The organism is Actinomadura sp. (genome assembly GCF_044508335.1).
In the GTDB taxonomy this organism is placed as follows: Bacteria; Actinomycetota; Actinomycetes; order Streptosporangiales; family Streptosporangiaceae; genus Spirillospora.
The window spans coordinates 38,322-59,949 of the sequence record NZ_JBIQHY010000025.1; the positions used below are offsets into that span (position 1 = coordinate 38,322).

20 protein-coding genes and 1 pseudogene are annotated in these 21,628 nt (G+C 71.1%); 15 read left to right on the top strand and 6 right to left on the bottom strand.

The genetic code is table 11. The features are described from left to right. The first annotated feature begins 4 nt into the window (after positions 1-4). Positions 5-409, top strand: coding sequence for a RidA family protein (locus ACIWVC_RS12195; protein ID WP_396446164.1), 405 nt, complete (start codon positions 5-7; stop codon positions 407-409). 447 nt (positions 410-856) lie between these two features. Here the strand turns inward: ACIWVC_RS12195 and ACIWVC_RS12200 are convergent, their stop codons facing one another. After that, a complete protein-coding gene (locus tag ACIWVC_RS12200; RefSeq protein WP_396446165.1) occupies positions 857-1,459 on the bottom strand; it encodes a TetR/AcrR family transcriptional regulator in 603 nt (200 codons plus the stop codon). 125 nt (positions 1,460-1,584) lie between these two features. On the opposite strand from ACIWVC_RS12200, the gene ACIWVC_RS12205 reads away from it, so the two are divergent. Further along, positions 1,585-3,705 (top strand): MMPL family transporter, encoded by a 2,121-nt coding sequence (locus ACIWVC_RS12205; RefSeq protein ID WP_396454149.1) that lies wholly within the window; start codon positions 1,585-1,587, stop codon positions 3,703-3,705. Positions 3,706-3,881: 176 nt separating this feature from the next. Next, entirely contained in the window at positions 3,882-4,892 is a 1,011-nt protein-coding gene (locus tag ACIWVC_RS12210; protein WP_396446167.1) for an NADPH:quinone reductase, read from the top strand. A 212-nt stretch (positions 4,893-5,104) separates the two neighbouring features. Here the strand turns inward: ACIWVC_RS12210 and ACIWVC_RS12215 are convergent, their stop codons facing one another. Next, positions 5,105-5,818: a FadR/GntR family transcriptional regulator gene (locus ACIWVC_RS12215; RefSeq protein ID WP_396446168.1), complete on the bottom strand. Its 714-nt coding sequence runs from the start codon at positions 5,816-5,818 to the stop codon at positions 5,105-5,107. A 151-nt stretch (positions 5,819-5,969) separates the two neighbouring features. Continuing rightward, on the bottom strand, positions 5,970-6,974 hold the full coding sequence (locus ACIWVC_RS12220; protein ID WP_396446169.1) for a zinc-binding alcohol dehydrogenase family protein: 1,005 nt from the start codon (positions 6,972-6,974) through the stop codon (positions 5,970-5,972). 79 nt (positions 6,975-7,053) lie between these two features. Between ACIWVC_RS12220 and ACIWVC_RS12225 the strand changes: the two genes are divergently transcribed. The 9 genes from ACIWVC_RS12225 to ACIWVC_RS12265 all read left to right on the top strand — a co-directional run bounded on the left by ACIWVC_RS12225 (position 7,054) and on the right by ACIWVC_RS12265 (position 16,180). Beyond that, complete coding sequence (locus ACIWVC_RS12225) at positions 7,054-7,395, top strand: ArsR/SmtB family transcription factor (protein WP_396446170.1); 342 nt, start codon at positions 7,054-7,056, stop codon at positions 7,393-7,395. A gap of 273 nt (positions 7,396-7,668) precedes the next feature. Next, the gene (locus ACIWVC_RS12230; protein ID WP_396446171.1) at positions 7,669-8,133 is read left to right on the top strand and encodes a cupin domain-containing protein; all 465 of its coding nucleotides are present in this window, start codon (positions 7,669-7,671) and stop codon (positions 8,131-8,133) included. A 53-nt stretch (positions 8,134-8,186) separates the two neighbouring features. After that, complete coding sequence (locus tag ACIWVC_RS12235) at positions 8,187-9,374, top strand: ABC transporter substrate-binding protein (RefSeq protein ID WP_396446172.1); 1,188 nt, start codon at positions 8,187-8,189, stop codon at positions 9,372-9,374. Between the two features lie 28 nt (positions 9,375-9,402). Further along, positions 9,403-10,272 carry a branched-chain amino acid ABC transporter permease gene (locus ACIWVC_RS12240; protein ID WP_396446173.1) on the top strand — a complete coding sequence of 290 codons (870 nt, stop codon included), beginning with the start codon at positions 9,403-9,405 and terminating at the stop codon, positions 10,270-10,272. 21 nt (positions 10,273-10,293) lie between these two features. Beyond that, entirely contained in the window at positions 10,294-12,216 is a 1,923-nt protein-coding gene (locus tag ACIWVC_RS12245) for an ATP-binding cassette domain-containing protein (protein WP_396446174.1), read from the top strand. Beyond that, the gene (locus ACIWVC_RS12250) at positions 12,213-12,917 is read left to right on the top strand and encodes an ABC transporter ATP-binding protein (RefSeq protein ID WP_396446175.1); all 705 of its coding nucleotides are present in this window, start codon (positions 12,213-12,215) and stop codon (positions 12,915-12,917) included. Before ACIWVC_RS12245 ends, ACIWVC_RS12250 begins: the two co-directional genes overlap by 4 nt. Positions 12,918-12,954: 37 nt before the next feature. After that, positions 12,955-13,806, top strand: a complete 852-nt coding sequence (locus ACIWVC_RS12255) for an MBL fold metallo-hydrolase (protein ID WP_396446176.1) — start codon at positions 12,955-12,957, stop codon at positions 13,804-13,806. A gap of 40 nt (positions 13,807-13,846) precedes the next feature. Further along, complete coding sequence (locus tag ACIWVC_RS12260; RefSeq protein ID WP_396446257.1) at positions 13,847-14,125, top strand: DUF1330 domain-containing protein; 279 nt, start codon at positions 13,847-13,849, stop codon at positions 14,123-14,125. Positions 14,126-14,218: 93 nt separating this feature from the next. Beyond that, a complete protein-coding gene (locus ACIWVC_RS12265; protein ID WP_396446177.1) occupies positions 14,219-16,180 on the top strand; it encodes an acetoacetate--CoA ligase in 1,962 nt (653 codons plus the stop codon). Positions 16,181-16,557: 377 nt separating this feature from the next. Here ACIWVC_RS12265 and ACIWVC_RS12270 read toward each other — a convergent pair whose 3' ends face one another. Together ACIWVC_RS12270 and ACIWVC_RS12275 are read right to left on the bottom strand one after the other, a co-directional pair. After that, a complete protein-coding gene (locus ACIWVC_RS12270) occupies positions 16,558-18,039 on the bottom strand; it encodes an OmpA family protein (RefSeq protein WP_396454150.1) in 1,482 nt (493 codons plus the stop codon). A 623-nt stretch (positions 18,040-18,662) separates the two neighbouring features. Continuing rightward, positions 18,663-18,983, bottom strand: a complete 321-nt coding sequence (locus ACIWVC_RS12275) for an ArsR/SmtB family transcription factor (protein WP_396454151.1) — start codon at positions 18,981-18,983, stop codon at positions 18,663-18,665. Between the two features lie 42 nt (positions 18,984-19,025). Here ACIWVC_RS12275 and ACIWVC_RS12280 point away from each other — a divergent pair, with 42 nt between their 5' ends. From ACIWVC_RS12280 to ACIWVC_RS12290, 3 genes are read left to right on the top strand one after another with little or no spacing between them, the layout of a single operon-like run. Then, a complete protein-coding gene (locus ACIWVC_RS12280; protein ID WP_396454152.1) occupies positions 19,026-19,349 on the top strand; it encodes an NAD(P)-binding domain-containing protein in 324 nt (107 codons plus the stop codon). After that, complete coding sequence (locus ACIWVC_RS12285; protein WP_396446181.1) at positions 19,324-19,566, top strand: hypothetical protein; 243 nt, start codon at positions 19,324-19,326, stop codon at positions 19,564-19,566. Before ACIWVC_RS12280 ends, ACIWVC_RS12285 begins: the two co-directional genes overlap by 26 nt. Then, positions 19,563-19,931: a RidA family protein gene (locus ACIWVC_RS12290; protein WP_396446182.1), complete on the top strand. Its 369-nt coding sequence runs from the start codon at positions 19,563-19,565 to the stop codon at positions 19,929-19,931. The genes ACIWVC_RS12285 and ACIWVC_RS12290 overlap by 4 nt, the downstream gene beginning before the upstream one ends. Positions 19,932-19,955: 24 nt before the next feature. Here ACIWVC_RS12290 and ACIWVC_RS12295 read toward each other — a convergent pair. Then, positions 19,956-20,525, bottom strand: a pseudogene (locus ACIWVC_RS12295) (transposase); the annotation flags it as partial. Between the last annotated feature and the right edge of the window lie 1,103 nt (positions 20,526-21,628).

Sequence of the window (21,628 nt, forward strand, 5' to 3'; positions counted from 1 at the left end):
GACGATGACCCGGTCACGTGACCGCGGGCGGCCCATCGTGCCCGCGTCGATGCAGGAGAACTACACCGAATACCACTACTCGCCCGGCTTCGACGCGGGCGGGTTCCTGTTCATCTCCGGGCAGATCGGGCTCGACGAGAACGGAGAGGCTCCGGAGGACCCCGCCGAGCAGGCGAGGAACGCGTTCAACGCAATGGGGGAGGTCCTGGCGGAGGCCGGTCTCGGCTTCGGCGACATCGTCAGCCTGACCAGTCACCATGTCGGTGACGTCGAGTCCATGCTCGACTGGTTCCCGAAGGTGAAGGACGACTTCATCGGTGAGCCGTACCCCGCGTGGACCGCGCTCGGAGTGACCGGGCTGGCGATTCCGGGACTCGTGGTCGAGATCGCCGCCATCGCCCGACGCTGAGACCGCACGTGGTGCCGGGCGGGACGGGCGGGGGCCCGGCCCGCCCGGCCCTCAGCGGGCCAGGCCGTGTCGCAGTGCGTCGGCCGCGGCGCTCATCCCCGGGCAGGGAGCATTCACGAGCCCCCACAACTCGGCTGGGGCAGGCCCCCGGGCCGCAGGCGGGTGCTGGGGAGTCGCCTGCGACCCGGTCCCCTTCCAGGCCCCTGCCTTGGCCAGCCGCGGCGAACGGATCCGAGGGAGCGTCGACTCCGGAGGACCCCTTGCCGCGAGCAGGGAGGGATATCGAAGTTAACGCCGGAAGTCAGGAGTGTATAGCGTTTAGAACATTACAGCGTTTCACAACTTTAGTCAGAAAAATAAGGTGATTTATCGCCGTCCGAATCGACGCCCAGCAGTGAGGCCGCACCGCTCAGGGCTCGGCCGGCCCCCTGTGCGGCGGACGCGGGGTCAGGCCGGGGCCAGGCCATGGAACGTCAGGTCCAGCAGCAGGGACAGGTGGTCGGTCGCGCTCTCCGCGCGGTGCTCGGCCCAGTCGCGCATCGCGGCCTCGAAGGTGCGGGCGATCTGTGCGGTGATGAGGGTCGGCGGGACGTCGGTCCGGACGGCGCCCGCCGCGCCGCCCCGCTCGACCAGCTGTTCCACCTGCTCCATGACGGGCGGGCGGGCACCCTCGCCCAGCAGCGCGGCGTGCCGGATCGGGAGCGTGTAGACGAACCTCGCCAGCTGCTCGTCGGAGACCATCCGGGCGGCCGCGGCGGTGAGGAGCTCGCGAACGCGCGGCAGCGCCTCGGTGTCCGGCCCGGGCGGGGTGGGCAGGGGGTCGTCCTGGACGAGCCGGTCGAACAGTTCGGCCAGGATCTCCTCGCGTTCGGCGAAGTGCTTGTAGAAGGTCGCCCGGGAGACCCCGGCCTCCTTGGCGATGTCCTCCACCCGGACGCCGATGTAGCCGTGCTCGCTGAAGAGCCGCAGCGCGGTGTCGAGCAGCTGGGCGCGGACGCGCCGTCGTCCGTCCTGACGGGGCCGGCGGAAGCCGGGCGACCGTACCGTCATCTGCTCCTCCGGGTCGGGATGCGCGTCCGGCTATGAATCTACGCCACACCGCGGGGTGGAACACGTGTCTACACTTCTGTGTTACATGCGTCTAAACATGTGTCTTCTCCGTAGGAGGTGGTGGCGTGCTCTCCGCTCTCGGCCGTTTCTCGGCCAGGCACCGGTGGTGGGTGCTGGCCGCGTGGGCTCTGCTGGTCGTCGGCGCGATGGCGGGCGTTCGCGCCGCGGGGGAGTCGTTCAGCAACGACCTCACCCTGGCCGGGACCGACTCGCAGTCCGCCTACGACACACTCCGGGCGCGCTACCCCGACATGGCCGGGGACGGCATGCAGGTCGTGGTCCACAGCGAGCGCGGCGCGATCTCGCCCGACGTCCGGCGGAAGGTGCAGGCGGCGGTGTCCGACGTCCGCGCCCAGCCGGACGTGGCGTCGGCCCAGTCGCCGTTCGGGCCGGCCCGGCACATGGTGTCCGCGGACGGCCGGACCGCGATCGCGAGCGTCCAGTTCACGGAGCGCGCCAAGGACATCCCCCGGGAGTCGGTGCAGAAGGCGCAGGCGGCGTTCGACCCCGTGCGCGGGCCGGGCGTCGAGGTCGCCTTCGGCGGTCCGGCGGTGCAGGCCGAGACGGGGCCGTCCGGGCAGGAGGTCTACGGCCTGGTCGCGGCGGTCCTGGTGCTGCTGCTCGCGTTCGGGTCGTTCGCGGCCATGCTGGTCCCCATCGTCACCGCACTGGCCGGCGTGGGCGCCGGGCTGTCGCTGATCACGATGCTGTCCGGCGTGCTGACCATCGGGACGTCCGGGCCGGTGGTCGCGGCCATGATCGGCTTGGGGGTGGGGATCGACTACGCCCTGCTGGTCGTCACCCGGCATCGCGAGGAGATGGCGCGCGGCCTCGCCCCGGCGGACGCGATCGCCGCCGCGATGGGCACGGCGGGGCGTTCGGTGCTGGTCGCCGGCACCACCGTGATCGTCGCCATCCTCAGCCTGTACTCGATCGGCGTCCCGTTCGTCGCGGCGCTCGGGCTGGCCAGCGCGATCACGGTCGCGCTCACGCTGCTCGCCTCGGTGACGCTGCTGCCCGCGCTGCTGGGGGCGTTCGGCCGCAACCTGGACCGGCTGCGCATCGGCCGCCGCAGGCCGCCGCACGGCGCCGCGAGCGGCTCGGCCCGCGCGGTGGTCCGGTTCCGGTGGGCCGCGATCGTGTTCGCCGTCGGCGCGTTCGTGCTGCTGGGGCTGCCGCTCGGGTCGCTGCGGCTCGGCACCGCCGACGGCGGTTCGCAGCCGCCCGGCTCCACGCAGCGGCAGGCGTACGAGATGGTCGACGCGGCCTTCGGGCCCGGCTGGACGGGGCCGCTGCTCGTCACCGTCGACTACGGGCGGCACGGCCGCGCACCGCAGCGGGCGATGGCCGTGCGGGACGCCATCGCGCAGACCGGCGGCGTGCGGGACGTGCTCCCGCCGCGGCCCGACCCGCAGGGCCGCACGGCGGTGCTGACGGTGATCCCGGAGGGGGCGCCCGACTCGGCCGCCACCGAGGACCTGGTGCACACGCTGCGCTCGGACGTCCTGCCGGACGCGGCGCCCGGCGCCGAGGCGCACATCGGCGGGGCCACCGCGACCGGCATCGACCTGGCCGACCGGCTCGGCGCCAGGATGGGCTGGTTCGTGCTGCTCGTCGCCGGCCTGGCGTTCCTGCTGCTCCTGGCCGAGTTCAGATCGCTCGCCGTGCCCGTCGTCGCGGTGCTGATGAACCTGCTCGCCGTGGGCGCCGCCTACGGGCCCGTGGTCGCGGTGTTCCAGTGGGGCTGGTGGCCGGCGGGGCTGATCGGCGCGCAGCCCGGCCCGGTGGAGTCGTTCGCCCCGGTCATGCTGTTCGCGGTGCTGTTCGGCCTTTCCACCGACTACGCGGTCTTCCTGCTCGGCCGGATCCACGAGGAGTTCCGCCGGGACGGGGATGCCAGGCGCGCGGTGATCGAAGGGGTGGCGTCCACCTCACGGGTGATCCTCGCGGCGGCCTCGGTGATGGTGGTCGTCTTCACCTCGTTCGTCTTCAACGACCAGCGGGTCGTCAACCTCTTCGGCTTCGGGCTGGCGACCGCTATCGCTCTGTATGCGGTGCTGGCGATGCTCGTGCTCGTCCCTGCGGTGCTGGCCGTCCTCGGCCGGGCGGCCTGGTGGCGGCCGGGACGGCCCGCGCGGCGCGTGCGCGCCGGTTCCAGCGGACCCGAAGCGCAGGAGGTGCGATGACGCCGCGACCCGCCGCGCGTCCTTTCCAAGGCGCTGGTCGTGCACGCCAGAGGCCGGTCCGGCGCGCAGGCGTCACTTGACGTGTCTCCCGCACTATGGTGGATTGGTTGAACCAATGGGCCAATAAGCGTGGTCGTGCCGGCGAGCAGGCCCGAGCTGAAAAATGGAGGTCCCGCGTGAAAGCCGCATGGTACGACCGCAACGGCATGGCCGATGAAGTACTGGTCGTCGGCGAGATGCCCGACCCCGAGCCCGGACCCGGCGAGGTGCGCGTCAGGATCGAAGTGGCCGGGGTCAACCCGGCTGACGTCAAGCGGCGGGCCGGAGTCGGCGGGCGTGCCATCCGAACGCCCCGGGTCATCCCCGGTGACGACGGAGCCGGGGTCATCGACCGGGTCGGAGCCGGCGTACCGGCCGAGCGGATCGGCCAGCGGGTCTGGGTGCATTCGGCCAACCACGAGCGGCCCTTTGGCACCGCCGCCGAGTTCGTCGTGGTGCCCGCCGCTCAGGCGATCGGCATGCCGTCGAACACGCCGTTCGAAGCGGGAGCGTGCCTGGGCGTGCCGGCGCTGACCGCACACCGCTGCGTCTTCGCCGACGGCCCCGTCGATGGCCTGACCGTGCTGGTCACCGGGGGAGCGGGCGCGGTCTCGCACTACGCCATCGAACTCGCCAGATGGGGTGGCGCCACGGTGATCGCCACCGCCGGTGCCCCGGAAAAGCAGGAGGCCGCGCGGCGTTCCGGCGCCGATCACGTTGTGGACCACAGGCGGCCTGACGCCGTTGAAGCGATCCTGGGCTTCACGGGAGGCCGTCGTGTGGATCGGGTCGTCGATGTGGCCTTCGGCGCCAACCTTTCGCTCACCGAGGCCATCATCGCCACCGGCGGGACCATCGCGACCTATGCCTCCGACGCCGTTCCGGAGCCGGCTTTCCCCTTCTACTCGTTCATGCGCCGCTGCGTCACGATCCGTACGGTTCTCGTCTTCGCCATGCCGGCGCAGGCGATGCGCTCGGCGATCGACGATGTCACCAGTCTGCTGCTTCGCGGCGCGCTCACTCACCCCATCGCCGCCCGGTATCGGCTCCTCGACATCGCCGCCGCTCACAGGGCCGTCGAACGGCGAACCGGGATCGGCAAGACGCTCGTCACCGTGGCCGGCGATGGGCCTCAAGCACCGGGATGAGATCAGCTCCGGGCGGCGTGCCAGGGCGAGGCCGGGCCGGCGTCCGGCAGGCCGGACCGGCGACGGCGCCCGGGTCGGCTCCGGGCCGAGCCGGACGACGCCGACCGGATGCCCCCGTTCCCCAGCGGAGGAACGCGGGACGATCGCCGCGGCCCGCCCGACGCTCGCCATGGCCCGCGAGCGCCACCGCGATCCTTGCCGCCGTGCGGCGGTCAGCGGGCGGGGTCGTCGCGCATGATCGTGTTGCTGCTGTCCACGAATCGATCGATGTGGCCGAGCATCGCGCGATGGGCCGCCTCGGGGTCCTGGCTTTCGACGGCGTCGAGGATCTGCTGGTGCTCCCGATGGCTGGCGCTGATGACGCGCTGCTCTGCCACAAGGCGGCGGCGCACGTCTTCCAGCAAGCTCAGCGTCGGGGTGATCAGCACGGAGAACACCGGATTGTGCGAGGCGACCGCGAGGAGCGCGTGGAAGTCGGAGTCGGCCTGGAGATAGGACTCGCTGTCGGTGGTCGACTGCATGGCGGTGATACATGCGCGGAGCGCCGTGATCTGCTCGTCCGTCCGGTGCCGTGCCGCGCTCGCCGCGATCGGCGGCTCCACGGCGCGACGGGCTTCAAACAATTGATCGAATGTGACGTCCTCCAGGCTGAGATAGGTGGCGAGGTTGGCGGCCACTATCTCACCGGACGGCTGGATGACCCATCCGGCGCCCTGGCGGCCGCTCAGTATCCCCTGTTCGGCGAGCGACTGCAGTGCGCTGCGCAGCGTCGAGCGATTCACCCCGAGGCGTTCGGCGAGCTGGCGTTCGGGCGGGAGGCGGTCCCCGGCTGCCAAACGGCCCGCGTGTATCAGTTCCTTGAGGTGCTGCTCGACCCCGGACGCCGCTGAGCGAGGACGCTCCACCGCCCTGAAGATCTCTGTCACCGCGACTCCAGTTGGATGGTTGGTTCATCCAACCATCCACTGCCGGGGCGCTGATGTCAAGGACCAGTGCCCCGGCGACCGAACCCGCACCGGCCCGGGACCTCAATGCGGGGAAACATTCGCGGCGGCGCTTTGGCCTGACCGCCGGATGTCATCCTCCGGCGCGTTCACCCCGGAGGCGAACGACGTACTTGCCCTCGCCGCGGCCTTCGGCGAGCGACTGGTGGACGGCGGGGACGTCGGCGAGGGACTCGACCTCATTGATCGCGAGGTTCAAACGGCCATCGGCGAGCAGCGTGAGGGCGCGGAGCAGTCCGGCGGACGCGCGGCCTGGCGCCGAGGCCCACAGGCCCCTGATGCTGAACCCGCCGATCGAGAGGTTCCCGCCGATCAGCCGCCCCACCGGGGGGAGCGGCCCCGGCTGTCCGCCCTCCGCGTTGCCGAACAGCACGACCCGGCCGCCGGGCGCGGTGACCGCCAGATCGGTCTCCAGCATGGCCGTGCCCAGCGGGTCCAGGACGATGTCCACCCCCGCGCCGTCGGTGGCCTCCCGAATCGCCCTGACCAGATCGCCGTCGCGGGCGATGACCACGTCGTATCCGCTCTTGAGCGCCGATGCGGCCTTCTCCGGGCGGCCCACCGTGCCGATGAGCCGCCCTCCGCCGAGGACGGGCACGAGTTGCGCGAAGGCGTTGCCCATGCCGCCGCTCGCCGAATGGACCAGAACCGTCCTGTCCGGTCGCAGGCCCGCGGCGTCTTCCAGGAGGATCAGCGCGGCGGTGAGCATGAGGGGAGCCGCCGCGGCGAGCCGGGCCGGGACCTCGTCCGGCACCGGCACCACGTACGCGGCATCCACCAGGACCACCTCGGCGAGGCCCCCGGCCCCGGTGAACGCGGCCACCCGCTGCCCGGCGGTCAGGCTCGACACGCCTGGGCCGATCTCCCGGACGGTGCCGGACACCTCCAAGCCCGGGGTGTACGGCCAGGCGGCGGCATAGCCGGCGTCGCCGCGGCGGGCCATGACGTCGAGGAAGTTGATCCCGGCGTAGCCGACGTCGATGGTCACCTCGCCCGGGCCCGGTCGTGGCGTCCGAATCTCGCGGACCTCGGTGCGGTCCGTTCCGTGTGAGGGCTCGGTCATGACAAGGGCGTCCACGGCAAACTCCTTCGATGTTCGTAGTACGTCGAACATCGTACATAGCTTGTACGATAGATGTCGAACGAGAGGTGGGGAGATGCCGAGATCGCAGCGGCGCCGCGCGGCGCTCTTTCATCCGGATCCGGACCAGTTCGATGTGCTGGACGTGCTGCACGCGCTGTCGGATCCCACTCGGATGACGATCGTGCGGACTTTGCGCGCCTCACCCGAGCGCGCCTGCGGCACCTTCCCCGTGGACGTCGCCCCCTCCACGCTCACCCACCACTTCCGGGTACTGCGCGAGGCCGGAATCATCCGCCAGCGCGAGGAAGGCACGCGCCGCTGGACCACCCTGCGGGAGAGCGATCTCCAAGAGCGCTTCCCCGGCCTCCTGGAGGCGGTCATGTCCGCCTATGAGGAGCAATCGGGTCGTGCTTGACGGACGTCCGTGATCTTTTGCCGGCCGCCGTCTCCGCGGCGCCGGTCCATGTCGTGCACGCGGACGTGTTGACAGGACTGCCTCGGCAGTGGTTCTTTGGTTGAGCCAATCCACCAATCACCCAATCGGTGGCATTGTCGCGATGGCGATGCCGTCGCGACGGGAACCCCCTGCCTTCCGCCCAGCCGCGAAGGACGCCGGTTCCGTCCACCGCCGGGCGGACCCGAGAAGCCACCCCGACGGCGCGGGCCGTACACCTCGGAAGGACACGCGATGCTCTTCGCGGAAGCCAGTCAGGTCAACGAACAGGTCGTTGAGATGAAGGTGGCCGGAGGCGAGCTGCGGACCAAGCAGGTCCTCGGCCAGAACTCCAGCATGATGATCGCCGCTCGTTCGGGCGGCTACCACTCCGAGCCGCACGCCCACGACTGCGAGCAGCTCAACTATGTGCAGTCCGGAGAGATCTGGGTGTTCATCGAGGACACCGCCTATCACCTGCGGACGGGCGACTTCCTGCGCATTCCGCCGAACGCGGTGCACTGGGCGTGGAACCGGTCCGACGCTTCCTGCGAGCTCATCGAGATGCACACGCCCGGCCTGATCCTCGACGGGATCGACGCTCCGCGGCTCGTCGCCGACGGGGAGACCTGCACGGCCCCGGTCCCGAGCCGCTGGCACGACAAGAGCTACTGGGACAGCGAGGCCGAGGCCCTGGCGGCGCATGGGGTGACCCGATGACCGGGGCGGCGGGGCGCCGGCCGGATCGGCCGCGTCGCCACCGGCGGACCGCCGTGACGGCCGCGCTGTCGGCGGTGGCGCTGGCCGCCGCCGGATGCGGCGTCGACGCCTCGAACGGCGGCGGCGGAGCGAGCGACTCGGCCGGCATCACCAAGACCGAGATCCGCATCGGCACCTCCAACGCGCTCACCGGTCCCGTCTCGTCGGTCTGCCTGCCGACCTCCGCCGGTGCCGAGGCATGGTTCGCGCAGGTCAACGCATCCGGAGGGGTGCACGGCCGCAAGATCGCGAACACCGTTCTCGACGACGGGTACCAAGCCCCCCGGGCGGCCGCCAACGTGCGGACGCTGCGCTCGGACAACGTGTTCGCCCTCTTCGGGGGGTGCGGCACGGTCACCGCGGCGACGATCGCCACCACCCTCAAGGGAACCGGCCTGCCGTACCTGTTCCCGTACGCCGCACTTCCCGCGCTCGTGCGGCCGACGCAGCCGGACGTCTACTCCCTGCTGCCGCTGTACAGCGACCAGGCCCGCTCGCTCATCCCGTTCGCGCTCAAGCAGGAGGGCAAGGGGTCGGTGTACGCGGTGACATCGCAGATCCCCGGCTACGAGGACGATGTCGCCGGCGCGAAGGCGGGAACCGCCGCGGCGGAGGCGCGCTTCCTGGACTCGGCCCTGCTGCCCGCCGCGAACGCGCCGTTCCAGCAGGCCGCCCTCAAGGCCGCCGCCGCCAAGCCCGACTATCTGATGCTCACCGTGCTCGCGCCGGACGCGGCCCGGATGCTCAACGCCATGGCCTCGGCCGGTCACCTGCCCGCGAAGGGCGTCCTCGGCGTCTCCGTGCTGGCCTCCCAGAGCTTCGCCGACGCACTCAGCCCCAAGGCCGCCGAACTGCTGCTGACCGCCTCGCCCACCGTCCCGGTCAACGACCCGCGGGCGGCCGAGTGCCTGGCGGCGCTGCGCAAGTACAAGCCCAAGACGGCTCCGGACGCGTTCGCCCTCTACGGATGCGCCGCGGCGCAGGTGTTCGTCGCGGCGATGGAGCAGGCGGGCGCGCAGCCGACCCGGACCAAGCTGAAGCAGGCGCTCGAGGCGATGCACGGCGCCGAGGTCTCCGCGCTGCTGCCGCCGGTCGGATTCTCCGCCGGCGACCACATGGGATTGCGCAGCATGTTCCTGCTCGGTCTCAAGGACGGCCGCTTCACGGTGAAGGGCACACTGCCGATCCGCACGGACAGGTAGTGACCGCACGCGCCCGAGGAGGCGACCCATGCTGGATGTACTGACGACGGCGATCGCTACCGGCCTGCTCTACGGGATGCTCGGGTTCGCCATCGTCGTCCTGTTCAAGATGACCGGAGTCCCCAACTTCGCGGCGGGGAGCCTCGCCACCCTCGGCGCGGTCGCCGTCTACGAGCTCGCCGTCCGGCACCATCTCAATCTCGCACTGGCGATCACTTTGGGCCTGGTCGGCCTGGGCGTCCTGGGAACCGTGATCTACACGGTCGTCATGCGGTACCGCGACGATGCCGGGGTGCCGAACCTCACGGTGCGCACGCTCGGGCTCTACCTGCTGTTGTTCGCGCTCACGGACAAGGGCCTGGGGGAGGGGCAGCCGTTCTCCTTCCCCCGGCTCTTCCCGGCCCGGGCGCTCACCCTGGGGCCGCTGCGCCTCACCGTGGCCGACCTGGGCGTCCTGGCCATCGCCTTCATCCTGACCGCCGCGTTCGCGTGGGCGTTCCGGTTCACCCGGGCCGGGCTGCTGCTGCGCGGCGTCGCCGCCGACCGCGAGACGGCGCGGCTGCTGGGCGCCAACGTCCGCCGCCTCGAAGCGGCGTCGTGGGCGCTCACCGCCGTCCTGGCCGCCGTCGTCGGCATCCTCGCCGCGCCGACCACCCTGGTCTCGGCCGGGATGATGGACGAGTCCCTGCTGTACGTATTCGCGGCCGTCGTGATCGGCGGCCTCACCAGCCTCGGCGGCGCATTCGCTGGCGGGGTCACCGTCGGCGTCGTGCAGGGCTTCGTGCATTACTACGGCAATGCCGACCTCTCACTGCTCGCCGTCTTCGGGCTCTTCCTCCTCACCCTTCTGGTGCGCCCCTACGGCATGTTCGGCGAACCCACCCCCGAGCGTCTCTGACGCCCTCTCAGGAGGCCCTTGATGCTGACACCACTCGCGCGCGGGCACACCCGGCCCGCCGCCCTGGCCCTGGTCGCGGTCTTCGCCGTCGCCGGACTGCTGCCCATCAGCCCGACGCTGCAGTTCCTCATGGCCACCACGATGGCCTGGGCCATCGCGGCGATCGGCCTCGACATCTTCAGCGGCTACCTCGGCCAGCCTTCGTTCGGCCACTGCGGATTCGTCGGCCTCGGCGCCTACGGCTACGCCATCCTCGCCGGCCAGGCGCAAATGCCGCCGGCGGCAGCGGCGGTCTGCTCCGTCGCACTCGTCACCGCGATCAGCGCGATCATCGGCCTGCCCTTCATCCGGCTCCGCGCGTTCGGACTCGTCCTCGGCACGTTCTTCCTCTCCTACGCCGTGACCACGGTGCTGTCCGGGACGACGTTCGCCTCGATCACGAAGGGGGCGTCCGGGCTCCAGGTCCCGGCGATGGCCCTGGGGTCGGTGAACCTGAGCCAGGGCACCGGCTACTACTACCTGTGCGCATCAGTGCTCCTCATCGCCGTCGTGCTCAGCTGCAACTACAGCGACTCGCACGCCGGCCGCGCGTTGCGGCTCGTGAAGCGCAGCGAGACCGTGTCGGTGACCCTGGGCGTGTCACCGGGCCGGACCAAGCTGGCCGCCTTCGCGTACTCGTCGGCGCTCGCCGCCACCGCCGGGGTGGTGCTCGCGCTGGGAGCCGGGTACATCGCTCCGGAGAGCTTCGGCGCGCAGCAGTCGATCATCCTGTTCGGAATGGCGGCCGTCGGCGGGCTCGGCAGCATCGCCGGCCCGATCGCCGGTGCGGCCGTGTTCACGCTCACTCCCGACTACCTGCAGATCGCCGAGTCCTACCAGCAGATCCTCTTCGCCGCCCTGCTGCTCGGCGCCCTCGTCCTCTTTCGCGACGGCCTGTTCGGCCTGGTCGAGACGCCGTTCCGGGCCCTGTGGCGTCGGACGGGTCTGCGACGAGCCACCGCGGGCCGCTCCGGCGGCCAGAGCCTTGCAGGCCGCCACTCCGGCGACGACGGTGCCGGCGATGCGCCCCCCGATCCTCTGCTGTCGGCCGGGCCGGACACCACCCCCGAGGGAGTCATGAGCGCCGACCCGGAGGGGAACCGGCAGGACGCCCTGAAGGTCGACGACCTCGTGATCGACTATGGCGGCGTCCGGGCGCTCGACGGCGCCGGCCTCACGGTCAAGCCGGGCCATGTGCACGCCCTCGTCGGCCCGAACGGGGCCGGAAAGACCACGCTTCTCAACTGCGTCAGCGGACTGGAGCCGGTATCCGCCGGACACATCACCGTCGGCGGTGAACCTGTCGCGGCCTCCGGCCGGCCGGGGAGCAGGCGGGGCCGGCGGCCGGGCGTCAGCCGCACATTCCAGAATCCGTCGCTGGTGCCGGACCTGTCCTGCCTGGAGAACGTCACGCTGGGGCTGCGCCGGGAGCAGCGGACCGGGCTGCTCGGCGACCTGCTCGGCCTTCACCGCCGCGCTGAACGCGCCGAACGGCGCAAAGCCGCCCAGGCGCTGGCCTTCGTCGGCGTCCCGCAGCACCGCCACGGCACACCGGCGAGCGCGCTCAGCCTGGCCGAGGCCAAGCTCGTCGACATCGCGCGCGCGGTGGCGATGAACGGCTCCGTCCTGGTGATGGACGAACCCACGGCGGGGCTGAGCGGTGCGGAGATGACGGCGGTCTCGGCGCTGATCGCCAGACTCCGCGCACGGCTCACGGTCCTGGTCGTCTCCCACCACGTCGGCTGGGTCAAAGAGGTCGCGCAGGAGGTGACGGTCCTGGCGGCGGGGCGGGTCATCGCCGCGGGGGACCCCGAGGAGGTGTTCGACCGCCCGCTGGTGCGCGAGGTGTTCGTCGGGGACGGTGCACCGTCCGCCCAGACCCCCGTCCCGGGAGCGATCCAATGAGCACGCAGACGATCCTGGAGGTGAGCGGGCTGCGCGCGGGCTACGGCGGGGTTCCCGTCCTGCACGGTTGCGACCTGGAGATCCGGGAAGGCGAGACCGTCGGCATCGCCGGGCTGAACGGGGCGGGCAAGACCACCCTGCTGCGCGCGCTGTCCGGAGCCATCCCGCGCTCTTGCGACCGTGCGCTGCTGCGCGGCGACCGCCTGCCCTCCCGCCCGGACGCCGTCGCGCGGCTCGGCCTGGTCCACGTCCCCGAGGGGCGAAAGGTCTTCCCGACCCTCACGGTCCGGGAGAACCTGCGGTACGGGGCGGTGGCGGCCGGGAAGGCGGGCGGCGCGGCACGGGAGGAAAGGCGCGTCCTCGACGCCTTCCCGCGCCTGGCCGAGCTGGCCGACCGCAGGGCGGCCCTGCTCAGCGGCGGCGAGCAGCAGATGCTGGCCGTCGCCCGCGGGCTCATGGCCCGGCCGGTGCTGCTGATGGTGGACGAGCTGAGCCTCGGCCTGTCTCCCAAGGCCGCACTGGACATCTCGGCCGTGCTCGCGCGGGTGGCCCGGACGCAGAACCTGTCGGTGCTGCTCGTCGACCAGAACACCACGCTGCTCGGTGCCCGATGCGACCGCGGGTACATCATGCGCGACGGCCTGGCCGAGCCGATCGATGACGCCTTCGGCCACGACACGCTCAGCGCCGCCTACTTCTAACCATCCGTCCGCCCTGCGGATCGGACAGGAGCCATCCATGGACTATCAGATACACCGCCTGAACTTCGGCTCGGTCATCATCGACGCCTCCCAGCAGGTCCGGGGGCGCGCCCCGGGCACCACCGTCGCGGTGCCCGCACAGGGATACCTGATCGTCGGCGGCCCGGCGCCCATCCTCGTCGACGCGGGCTACCGGGACCCTTCCGTCCTCGGGCGGGGCGGGCGGGTCGCCGAGGGCCAGGGGTTCGAAGAGCAACTGGCCCGGTACGGGACCACGCCTTCCGACCTGAGCTGCGTGGTCGTGACCCACCTGCACCGCGATCACGCCGGCCACCTCGACAAGGTGCCGATGTCGGTGCCGGTCGTCGTCAACCGCAGTGAGATGTCGTGCGCCTTCAGCGGGGTCCAGGGCCTGGCCTACGCCAAGCAGGATCTGGCCCACATCCTGGAGCGGATGTACACCCCTGGAGCCCTGCGGTACCTCGACCTGGACCATTCCGGCCCGGTCGAGCTGCAACCCGGGATCAGCTGCCACGCCTCACGCGGGCACACCGCCGGATCGCTGAGCGTGGTGGTCGACACCGCCGACGGGCAGGCCTGCCTCTGCGGCGACCTGATCTACGACCTCGAGGCCAGCCTGCTGCGCCACCCGGACGAGACGGCGATGGCCCAGCTGCAATCCTGCGCCTTCGCGGTCGGCGAGCCGGCGCTGACCAACAACTTCACCACCTCCGTCCTGGAGGAGATCGGGGCCATCAAGAAGATCACCCGGTACCGGTACATCCTTCCCGCGCACGACACTCCCGGCGTCCTCCAGAACGGAACCCTCGTCGGACGCGTCGCCGGCCCCACCATCCCCGGCCCGATCTCACCGATCACTGGCGCATGACCGCGCCACCGACCGAAAGGCCCCAGCCGTGCCCGCGTATGTGATCTCAGAAGTGACCATCCTCGACAAGGAGGCGGTCGCCGCCTACAAGCCGCTCGCGAAGAGGTCGGTCGAGGAATTCGGCGGCACCTACCTGGCGCGCGACGCCATCCCCGAGACGCTCGAAGGATCGTTCGACGAGGGGGAGCGGCTGGTCGTCATCCGTTTCGAAACGGTCGACGACGCACGTCGCTGGTATGCCTCCGCGTCCTACGCCGAGGCGATCAAGGCCTCCCGCGGCGGACTGGACCGGCGGCTCTTCATCGTCGACGGCCTCTGACCCGGGCCGGCGCCCGAGCGGACCCCACCCGCACGTTCAAGGCCGCCGCGGCGGCCAGGCATGCCCGCACCGAGTTGATCCAGGAGACCGTCCGTGCCCATCGCCGAAGGTGACCTGCTGTGGGAGCCGTCCGAGGCCGTCCAGCGCACCGCCCACGTCGCCCGCTTCATGGCCGCCCAGGGCTTCGACTCCTACGACGAGTTGTGGCGCTGGTCGGTCACGGACACCGCCGGTTTCTGGGACGCGATCTGGTCCGCCTTCGGTGTGCTCGGCGAACGCGGTGGCGGGCCGGTCCAGGTACCGGATCCCTCAGCCGTGCCGGGAGTCCGATGGTTCCCGGGCGCGACGCTCAACTACGCGCGCAACGTCCTGCGACCCGACCACGACCCGGACGCCTGCGCGGTGATCTTCCGCACCGAGGGCCGGCGGGACGAGCGGAGGCTGACCTACGGCGAACTGGCCCGCCGGGTCGCGGAAGTCCGTGCGGGGCTCGCGGAACTGGGCGTCACCAGGGGAGACCGCGTCGCGGCATATCTGCCGAACATCCCCGAAGCCCTGATCGCCTTCCTGGCGACCGCGTCGCTCGGCGCGATCTGGTCGTCCTGCCCGCCCGAGTTCGGAGCGCCCAGCGTGATCGACCGATTCGCCCAGATCGAACCGAAGGTGCTCTTCGCGGTGGACGGCTACGCCTACAACGGAAGGGAGCACGACCGGCGCGACGTCGTCGGCGCGATCGAAAGGGCCCTGCCGACCCTTCGGACCACCGTCCTGATCCCCTACCTCGACCCCGCGGCCTTCCCGGCCGGTGACGGCCTGCTGTTCGCGGACCTGGCCAGGCCCGGGGCGGCGCTCGACTTCGACGAGGTCCCGTTCGAGCACCCGCTGTGGATCCTGTACTCCTCCGGCACCACCGGGCTGCCCAAGCCGATCGTCCACGGCCACGGCGGCATCGTGGTGGAGCACCTGAAGGCGCTCTCCTTCCACCAGGACATCGGCCGCGGCGATGTGTTCTTCTGGTTCACCACCACCGGCTGGATGATGTGGAACTACCTGGTCGGCGGCCTGCTGCTCGGCGCGACAGTGGTGCTGTACGACGGCGCGCCGAACGGCGACGCCCTCTGGCGGCTTGCCGCGGAGACGGGCGTGACCTACTTCGGCGTCGGCGCGCCGTACATTCTGGCGTCCATGAAGGCCGGCCTGGAGCCCGGCACGACCCACGACCTGTCCCGCCTGCGGGGCATCGGCTCGACCGGCTCCCCCCTGCCGCCCGAGGGATTCGGCTGGCTGTACGAACACGTGGGACGTGACCTGCTCGTCGGCTCCTTCTCCGGCGGCACCGACGTGGCCACCGGCTTCGTGGGCCCCTGCCCCCTGCTGCCGCTGCACGCCGGTGTCATCCAGTGCCGCAGCCTCGGCGCGAAAGTGGAGGCATACGACGAGGCGGGCGTACCTGTGGTCGACCGGGTCGGCGAACTCGTGCTCACCGAGCCGATGCCGTCCATGCCCGTCTCCTTCTGGAAGGATCCGGACGGAGACCGCTACCGCGGTTCCTACTTCGCGAGGTACCCCGGCATCTGGCGGCACGGTGACTGGATCAGAATCCGGCCGGACGGCGGATGCGTGATCGAGGGCCGCTCCGACTCCACCCTCAACCGCGGCGGCGTGCGCATGGGCACCGCGGACTTCTACCGCGTGGTCGAGGCGTTCGACGAGGTCGCCGACTCCCTCGTGGTGGACACCGGGCAACTGGGCGAGCAGGGCCGACTGCTGCTGTTCGTCCAGCTCACGCACGGCGCCGCGCTGACGGGCGAACTGAGCGGACGGCTTCGCTCGGCACTGCGATCGGCCCTGTCCCCCCGGCACGTCCCAGACGAGATCACTGCCGTCCCCGGCATCCCGCGCACGCTGTCGGGCAAGAAACTCGAAGTGCCGGTCCGCAGAATCCTCCTCGGCACCCCGGTGGCCCAGGCCGCCGACCCGGACGCCATGGCCAATCCGGAAGTACTGCCGTACTTCACACCGGCCAAGCGGCCGGCACACCCGCACGGCGCCTGACATCTATAGATCGTGTGTTCAGTGGTCGTAGGCGATCAGTGACCGTCTGACCGGAGCGCCGATCAGCCAGTTGTGCCAGATCGCGGCGTTGAGTGCGCGGATGCGCTGGCAGGCGGCTGGACGTGCAGCAGGTGCACCGGCTGCTTGCTCTCGTCCGCGCGACGGCCAAATCTCCGGGCTGGCCCTGGCGGGAGTGGGCGTGCGCGTGCCGCACGGTGCACGCGACCGGGACGTCAACGCCGCGCGCAACATCCTGGCCGCCGGGCGGACAGGCTGAACGCCTGCGGAGGGACCGCAAGCCCCTCCGCTTAGAAGCCATCGCCTGCGCCGCACACGCGGCGCAGGCGGAATCCCCGGCCGCCAAACCGGGAAGCGCGTCAATTGACCGGGACGCCCTTCATGCGGAGGCCTTCCTGACCGGACCAGGGGAAGTCGATGTCCACGGTCTGGGCCTCGGCGGGAAGCCGGTAGACACCGGAGTAGGTCACGCTCTCTCCCGGGTTGAGGTCGCCCTTGGCGTCCGGACGGGACATGGACATGCACACGCATTCCTTGCTGGAGGCGCGCAGCGGGTAGTACCAGACCCTGGTGGCGGTATCGAGGATCGAGATGCCGTCGGTGCTCTGGGGACGCGGGCTGAAGAAGCCGTTGTACTGGGCGTCCAGCTCGAACGCCGAGCGGACGGCGACCTTGGACTGCCCGTCGTTGCGGAGCGTCCACACGAAGGTCGTCAGGCCCGCCGCGTCGCGGTGGACGGAGTTCACCTCGGCGGTCAGGCCCTTGGCCTCCGCCGCGGTGAACGGGGCGGTCTTCACCGAGGTCGGCTTCCCGGGAGCCCAGCGGTACGGCTTGCCGCTCGCCGGAGCGGCCGGGGGAGGCGGCATGGTGAAGCTCACGGTGACCCGCCGGTTCTTGCGGCGGCCGCTCTCGCTGCTGTTGGACGCCACGGGGTCGGCCGATCCGTGCCCGGCGGTCTGGAAGGTGACGCCGGTGCGGGTGGCCAGTTGCTTGAGCCGGTCCGCCACGGCCTTGGCGCGGCGCTCCGACAGCGGCTGGTTGATGGCGTCGTTGCCGCTGGAGTCGGTGTAACCGTCGACCTTGACCGCGCTGCCGCGGGAGCCGTCGATCTGCTCGGCCACTCCGCGCAGGAGATTGTCGGCCCTCGGGGTCAGGTCGGCCTTGTTCAGGGCGAACAGCACGTCGGCGGACAGCCGGACCGCGCGGTTCCCGCCGTCGTCGTCCACGGACTGCTCGTCGCCCTCGGCCCTGCCCGCGACGGTGTAGATGCGCGGCGCGGCGAGCTTCGACGAGCCCGGGTCGACGGTCTGCTCGGGCAGCGGCTGCACCGCGTCACCGGAGATCGGCACCTCCTGCATCGGCACCGTCAGCGGCATCGTCACCGTCGCCGTCCGCACGTTCGCGGGCGGGGCGGGGAACACCGCGTAGATGTCCAGCGAGCCGCCGGGCGGGATCTTCTTGCCGTTGAGCGAGGAGCACAGGCAGGTGCCGCCGGTGGTCCTCAGCGGCATGTAGAGCTTGCCGCCCGCACCGTCCAGCAGCCCGATGCCGCTGGCGTCCAGGCTGGTGTCCGAGGCCTTGTTCTCGCCCTCGAACAGGCTGATCCGCGGGTCCAGTACCGTCTGCCCGTCGTTGAAGACGCGGAACTGCCCCGTGACAGAGTTGCCGGCCGTCCTGCCCAGCGCCAGGAGCTCGACGTGCGCCGGGCCCGCGCGGTGCGCCATCGGGACCGCGATTCCCGTGCCGGGCGCCTTCCCCTCCGGCCTGCCGGGCTTCTTGGACGGGGGGTCGGAGCCGTCGTCGCCGCCACCGCATGCGGACAAGGCCAGGAGAAGGGACACCGCCCCCACTCCCGCACGAATGCCCCATGCGCGTTCCCGGCCACGTTCAAACATTTCTCTGCTCCCGTTCCACGGAATGGAGAATCAACTTGGACACAACGGGCGAGCACGAAGGATACGTTCCCAGGCTTCTCCAGAAGAAGGGGAACGCCAAGGTAGGTCGTAATTCGACTACGCCAGCTGGGTTGATCACCGAGTGGTGACATCAATACGCCGTCTGTGGTCGCCGACATCGCGGCGTTGGCAACCTGGAGAGGGGGAGGCCCAGGCCGAACGAGGCGCCCCTGAATGACGCGAGACTTGAGCCGGATGCGCTGCAGCAGCCTGTGACGCAGAGCGGGGGCGAACGCGGGGCACTGCTCACCCGGATGATGGGTTCCAGATCGCCGGCACCTGGTCGCGCTGGGCGTCGTGCAGGACGACCTCGGCATACGCCCCGAGCTACAGCGCCACGGCCCGGCACACGGAAGTCCACGCCCGCACGCGCGGATCGCCCGCGTCTGCGATCAGCCCCATGAGCCTGAACGTCATGTCCGTTCTGGAGGGACTGTCCCGACTGACCGATCGCCGTCAATTCGTGCACGCCCCTAACGCCGGCGTTCGGGGACGGGCCGGTTTCGTTGTCAGAGTTCCCGGAGCAGAGTCTCGGCGAAGCCGCGGATGGCGGGCTCGTCGCGCTTGTAGTACTGCCAGGCGCCGGCCTTCTTCCGGGTGACCAGCCCGGCCTCGTGCAAGACCTTCAGGTGCGCCGAGACGGTCGGTTGCGACATGCCCGCCCGCTCCTGGATGACCGACACGCACACGCCCTCGACGTCGAAGTCGCCGACCGCCTGGTGCCCGAAGTTCGCGGCGGGGTCCTTGAGCCAGTGCAGGATGTCCAGCCGCGCCTGGTTGGAGAGCGCGCGCAGCACCTTCACGTCCACCTTCCGCGCTCCACCGCTCATGGGGGCCAGCGAGGTTGCCCGGGGTTGGCGAGGCGCCGTGCGATGCGCGGCGCCTCCGCCTTTCGACGGAACGAACACCACCGAAAGGAAACGGCAGTGAAGATCGGCATCCTGGGCACTGGACGGATGGGCGTGCGGCTCGCGGCGATGTACGCCCGGGCCGGGCACGAGGTCGTGCTCGGCTCCCGCGACACCGAACGCTCGCGCCGGATCGCCGCCGGCCCTCGCCCTCCCCGGCCTCGCCTCCGGCGACTACGACCAGGCGCTCGACGCGCCCGTCGTCCTGCCCGCGATCTTCCTGCGCGACGGCCTGCTGGACCAGATCGAACCGCTGCGCACGGTGCTCGCCGGCAAGATCCTCATTGACATCACCAACCCGTTCAACGCCGACTACACCGACTTCATCACCCCCTGGGACACCAGCGGCGCCGAGCGGATGACGCTCCTCAGCGGCGAGCTCGGCACCCGGCTCGGCTTCTTCCCGCGCATGAACTACACGCTCCTCGGGACGCCGTGGAAGCCCGGTCAGGCCGACGAGGTCGTCGGGGCGCTGATCGCCCGGCCCGACGGCGACGCCCGATGAGTGTCACCGCACGCCTGACCGCCGTCGGACTGCAGCTGCCCGAGCCGCCCCGGCCGCTCGGCGGCTACGTCCCCGCCGTGGAGGCGTCCGGCCTGCTCTTCCTCAGCGGCATGCTGCCCCTGCGCGACGGGAGGCCGGCGGTGACGGGACGCCTCGGGGCGGAGCTCGACCTGGCCGCAGGCCGGGACGCCGCGCGGGTGGCGGCCCTGAACGCTCTCGCCGTCATACGGGCGGAGACCGGCCTGGACGCAGGGACCCGGTCACATCGCGGTGGGGTGGTGCGCCGGAAGTGCGGCCAGCATGCGGGCCGCGGGCGTGCGCGCGGCGGCCAGGCGCCGGCGGTCGGGTTCGGGCAGGCCGCTTAGTACTCCAGTTGTAGATCGTGGTCTTCATGGTTGAGTGGCTTGTCGGTGGTAGTGGCCGGCCTGGGATCGGGCCTGGTGACGGCGTCGCCAGTCGGACCAGTCGAGCCGATGGGCCGGGCTGTGGCCAGGCCGGACGACGAGCGGGGCGAACAGGTGTTGGATCTCGTTGCAGGTGAGCGGTATCAGCTCGTCCGACCTGGGGTGGCGTGCGTGTTCGTCGGCACGGACGATGGTGAGGAAGGCGTGGGCGAGCATGGCGAGGGTGACCCAGCGGTGCCAGGAGGTCCAGCGTCTGACCTGGTGTTGGTCGAGTCCGGCCAGGTCCTTGCCGGACTGGAAGGTCTCCTCGACCGTCCATCTGCGTCCGGCGACCCGCACCAGGGTGGACAGTGGAACCCGGGTGGCTGAGTAGCAGCGGTAGAAGGCGAGTTCACGGGTGCGCCGGTTGCGGCGGACGAGGATTTGGTGGTGGCCGGGCCCCTCGCCTGTGATGTCGGCCAGAGCCCACTCGTAGTAGCGCTGCCCCTTGGCTCCGGCGCCGGCGGAGAGTTTCTGCCAGGCCATGCCACCGACCATGTCCACATCGTGGCGACCTTGGCGCGCCAGGACGGCGGTCGGCCCGATGTGTGGAACGACGGTTACCGCGTCCGGGACGCTTGCCGCGCGGTCGAGCAGCGGTATGGGTTGCGGCGGACGGCTCCGGCGGACCGGACGGCGGCGCGGCGGCCGAGCCGGGGCGAGATCGAGAAAGCCGCCCGCCACGGCCGGCCGCTACCGTCCCGCACGCTTCTGCGACGCACAGTCCAGACGGCGGCGGCCGGAGCGAGCAGCGAAGCGGAGTTCTTCCGGCGGCTGCGTGACGAGGGTGTCCTGATCCGCCGGCGTTTCAGCGAGCGGACGGCCGGCGAGATGACCGGCTACGCCGTCGCCCTCCCCGATGATCTGAACGGCGACGGGCGTCCCGTTTGGTACGGCGGCGGGAAGCTCGCTGCCGACCTCACACTGCCCAAGCTTCGCCGCCGGTGGACGGGCGCGGACGGGTCCGTCCGCGCGTCGTCCCAGTTCTGCCCACTGGACGGACGGCATCTATCCGAGCGGACGAGACGGGCCGTGCTGCGGACGGCCGTCCGCCGCGCGGCGGACGAGTCGGCGACGACCAGCGAGTTCCTCGACCGGCTCCGGGGCGAGGGACTTCTGCAGGCCGACGCCGCTCGAAGGGCCGCCGCGCACACGCGACAAGCACGACCAGCGGGCCATGCCCCCGCACCCCCGCCGACCGGCCCGAACGCACAAGCGCGCCTGGCCATGGCCGCCTTCCCGAATGCGTGGGCTCCGCTGCCGCAGAATGCACAGAGCAGAACAGCGCCGTCAGCTCCTACGGACCCAGTCCGCCCCGGTCGACGACGGCCGTGATCGAACGGCTCTCCATCGCGACGTCTCAGGGAGGGCTGCTTCTCGCCGGTCGCTCATCCGGGCTCTCGGAGCTGGAGGATGGCGCGCTCGCAGGCTCCCGGGTCGGCGGTGTGGAGCAGGTCCAGAAATCCGTCCAGGTCGGACGCAGAGATCAGAACGCGCCCCGTCGCCCTCCAGATCCTTTCTCGATCCAGCGTGATCGACCATTCCGGGAAGAGGTACTGCAGTAGCAGCAACGTGACTCGCATCGTCTCCTCACCGGAGCATGGTCCCAGCGCTTTGTG

Coding starts and splice junctions, on each gene's coding strand:
- ACIWVC_RS12195 (WP_396446164.1), top strand. CDS start 5: ATGACCCGGTCACGTGACCGCGGGCGGCCCATCGTGCCCGCGTCGATG.
- ACIWVC_RS12245 (WP_396446174.1), top strand. CDS start 10,294: ATGCTGACACCACTCGCGCGCGGGCACACCCGGCCCGCCGCCCTGGCC.
- ACIWVC_RS12255 (WP_396446176.1), top strand. CDS start 12,955: ATGGACTATCAGATACACCGCCTGAACTTCGGCTCGGTCATCATCGAC.
- ACIWVC_RS12250 (WP_396446175.1), top strand. CDS start 12,213: ATGAGCACGCAGACGATCCTGGAGGTGAGCGGGCTGCGCGCGGGCTAC.
- ACIWVC_RS12275 (WP_396454151.1), bottom strand. CDS start 18,983: ATGAGCGGTGGAGCGCGGAAGGTGGACGTGAAGGTGCTGCGCGCGCTC.
- ACIWVC_RS12280 (WP_396454152.1), top strand. CDS start 19,026: ATGCGCGGCGCCTCCGCCTTTCGACGGAACGAACACCACCGAAAGGAA.
- ACIWVC_RS12200 (WP_396446165.1), bottom strand. CDS start 1,459: ATGACGGTACGGTCGCCCGGCTTCCGCCGGCCCCGTCAGGACGGACGA.
- ACIWVC_RS12225 (WP_396446170.1), top strand. CDS start 7,054: ATGCCGAGATCGCAGCGGCGCCGCGCGGCGCTCTTTCATCCGGATCCG.
- ACIWVC_RS12230 (WP_396446171.1), top strand. CDS start 7,669: ATGCTCTTCGCGGAAGCCAGTCAGGTCAACGAACAGGTCGTTGAGATG.
- ACIWVC_RS12240 (WP_396446173.1), top strand. CDS start 9,403: ATGCTGGATGTACTGACGACGGCGATCGCTACCGGCCTGCTCTACGGG.
- ACIWVC_RS12290 (WP_396446182.1), top strand. CDS start 19,563: ATGAGTGTCACCGCACGCCTGACCGCCGTCGGACTGCAGCTGCCCGAG.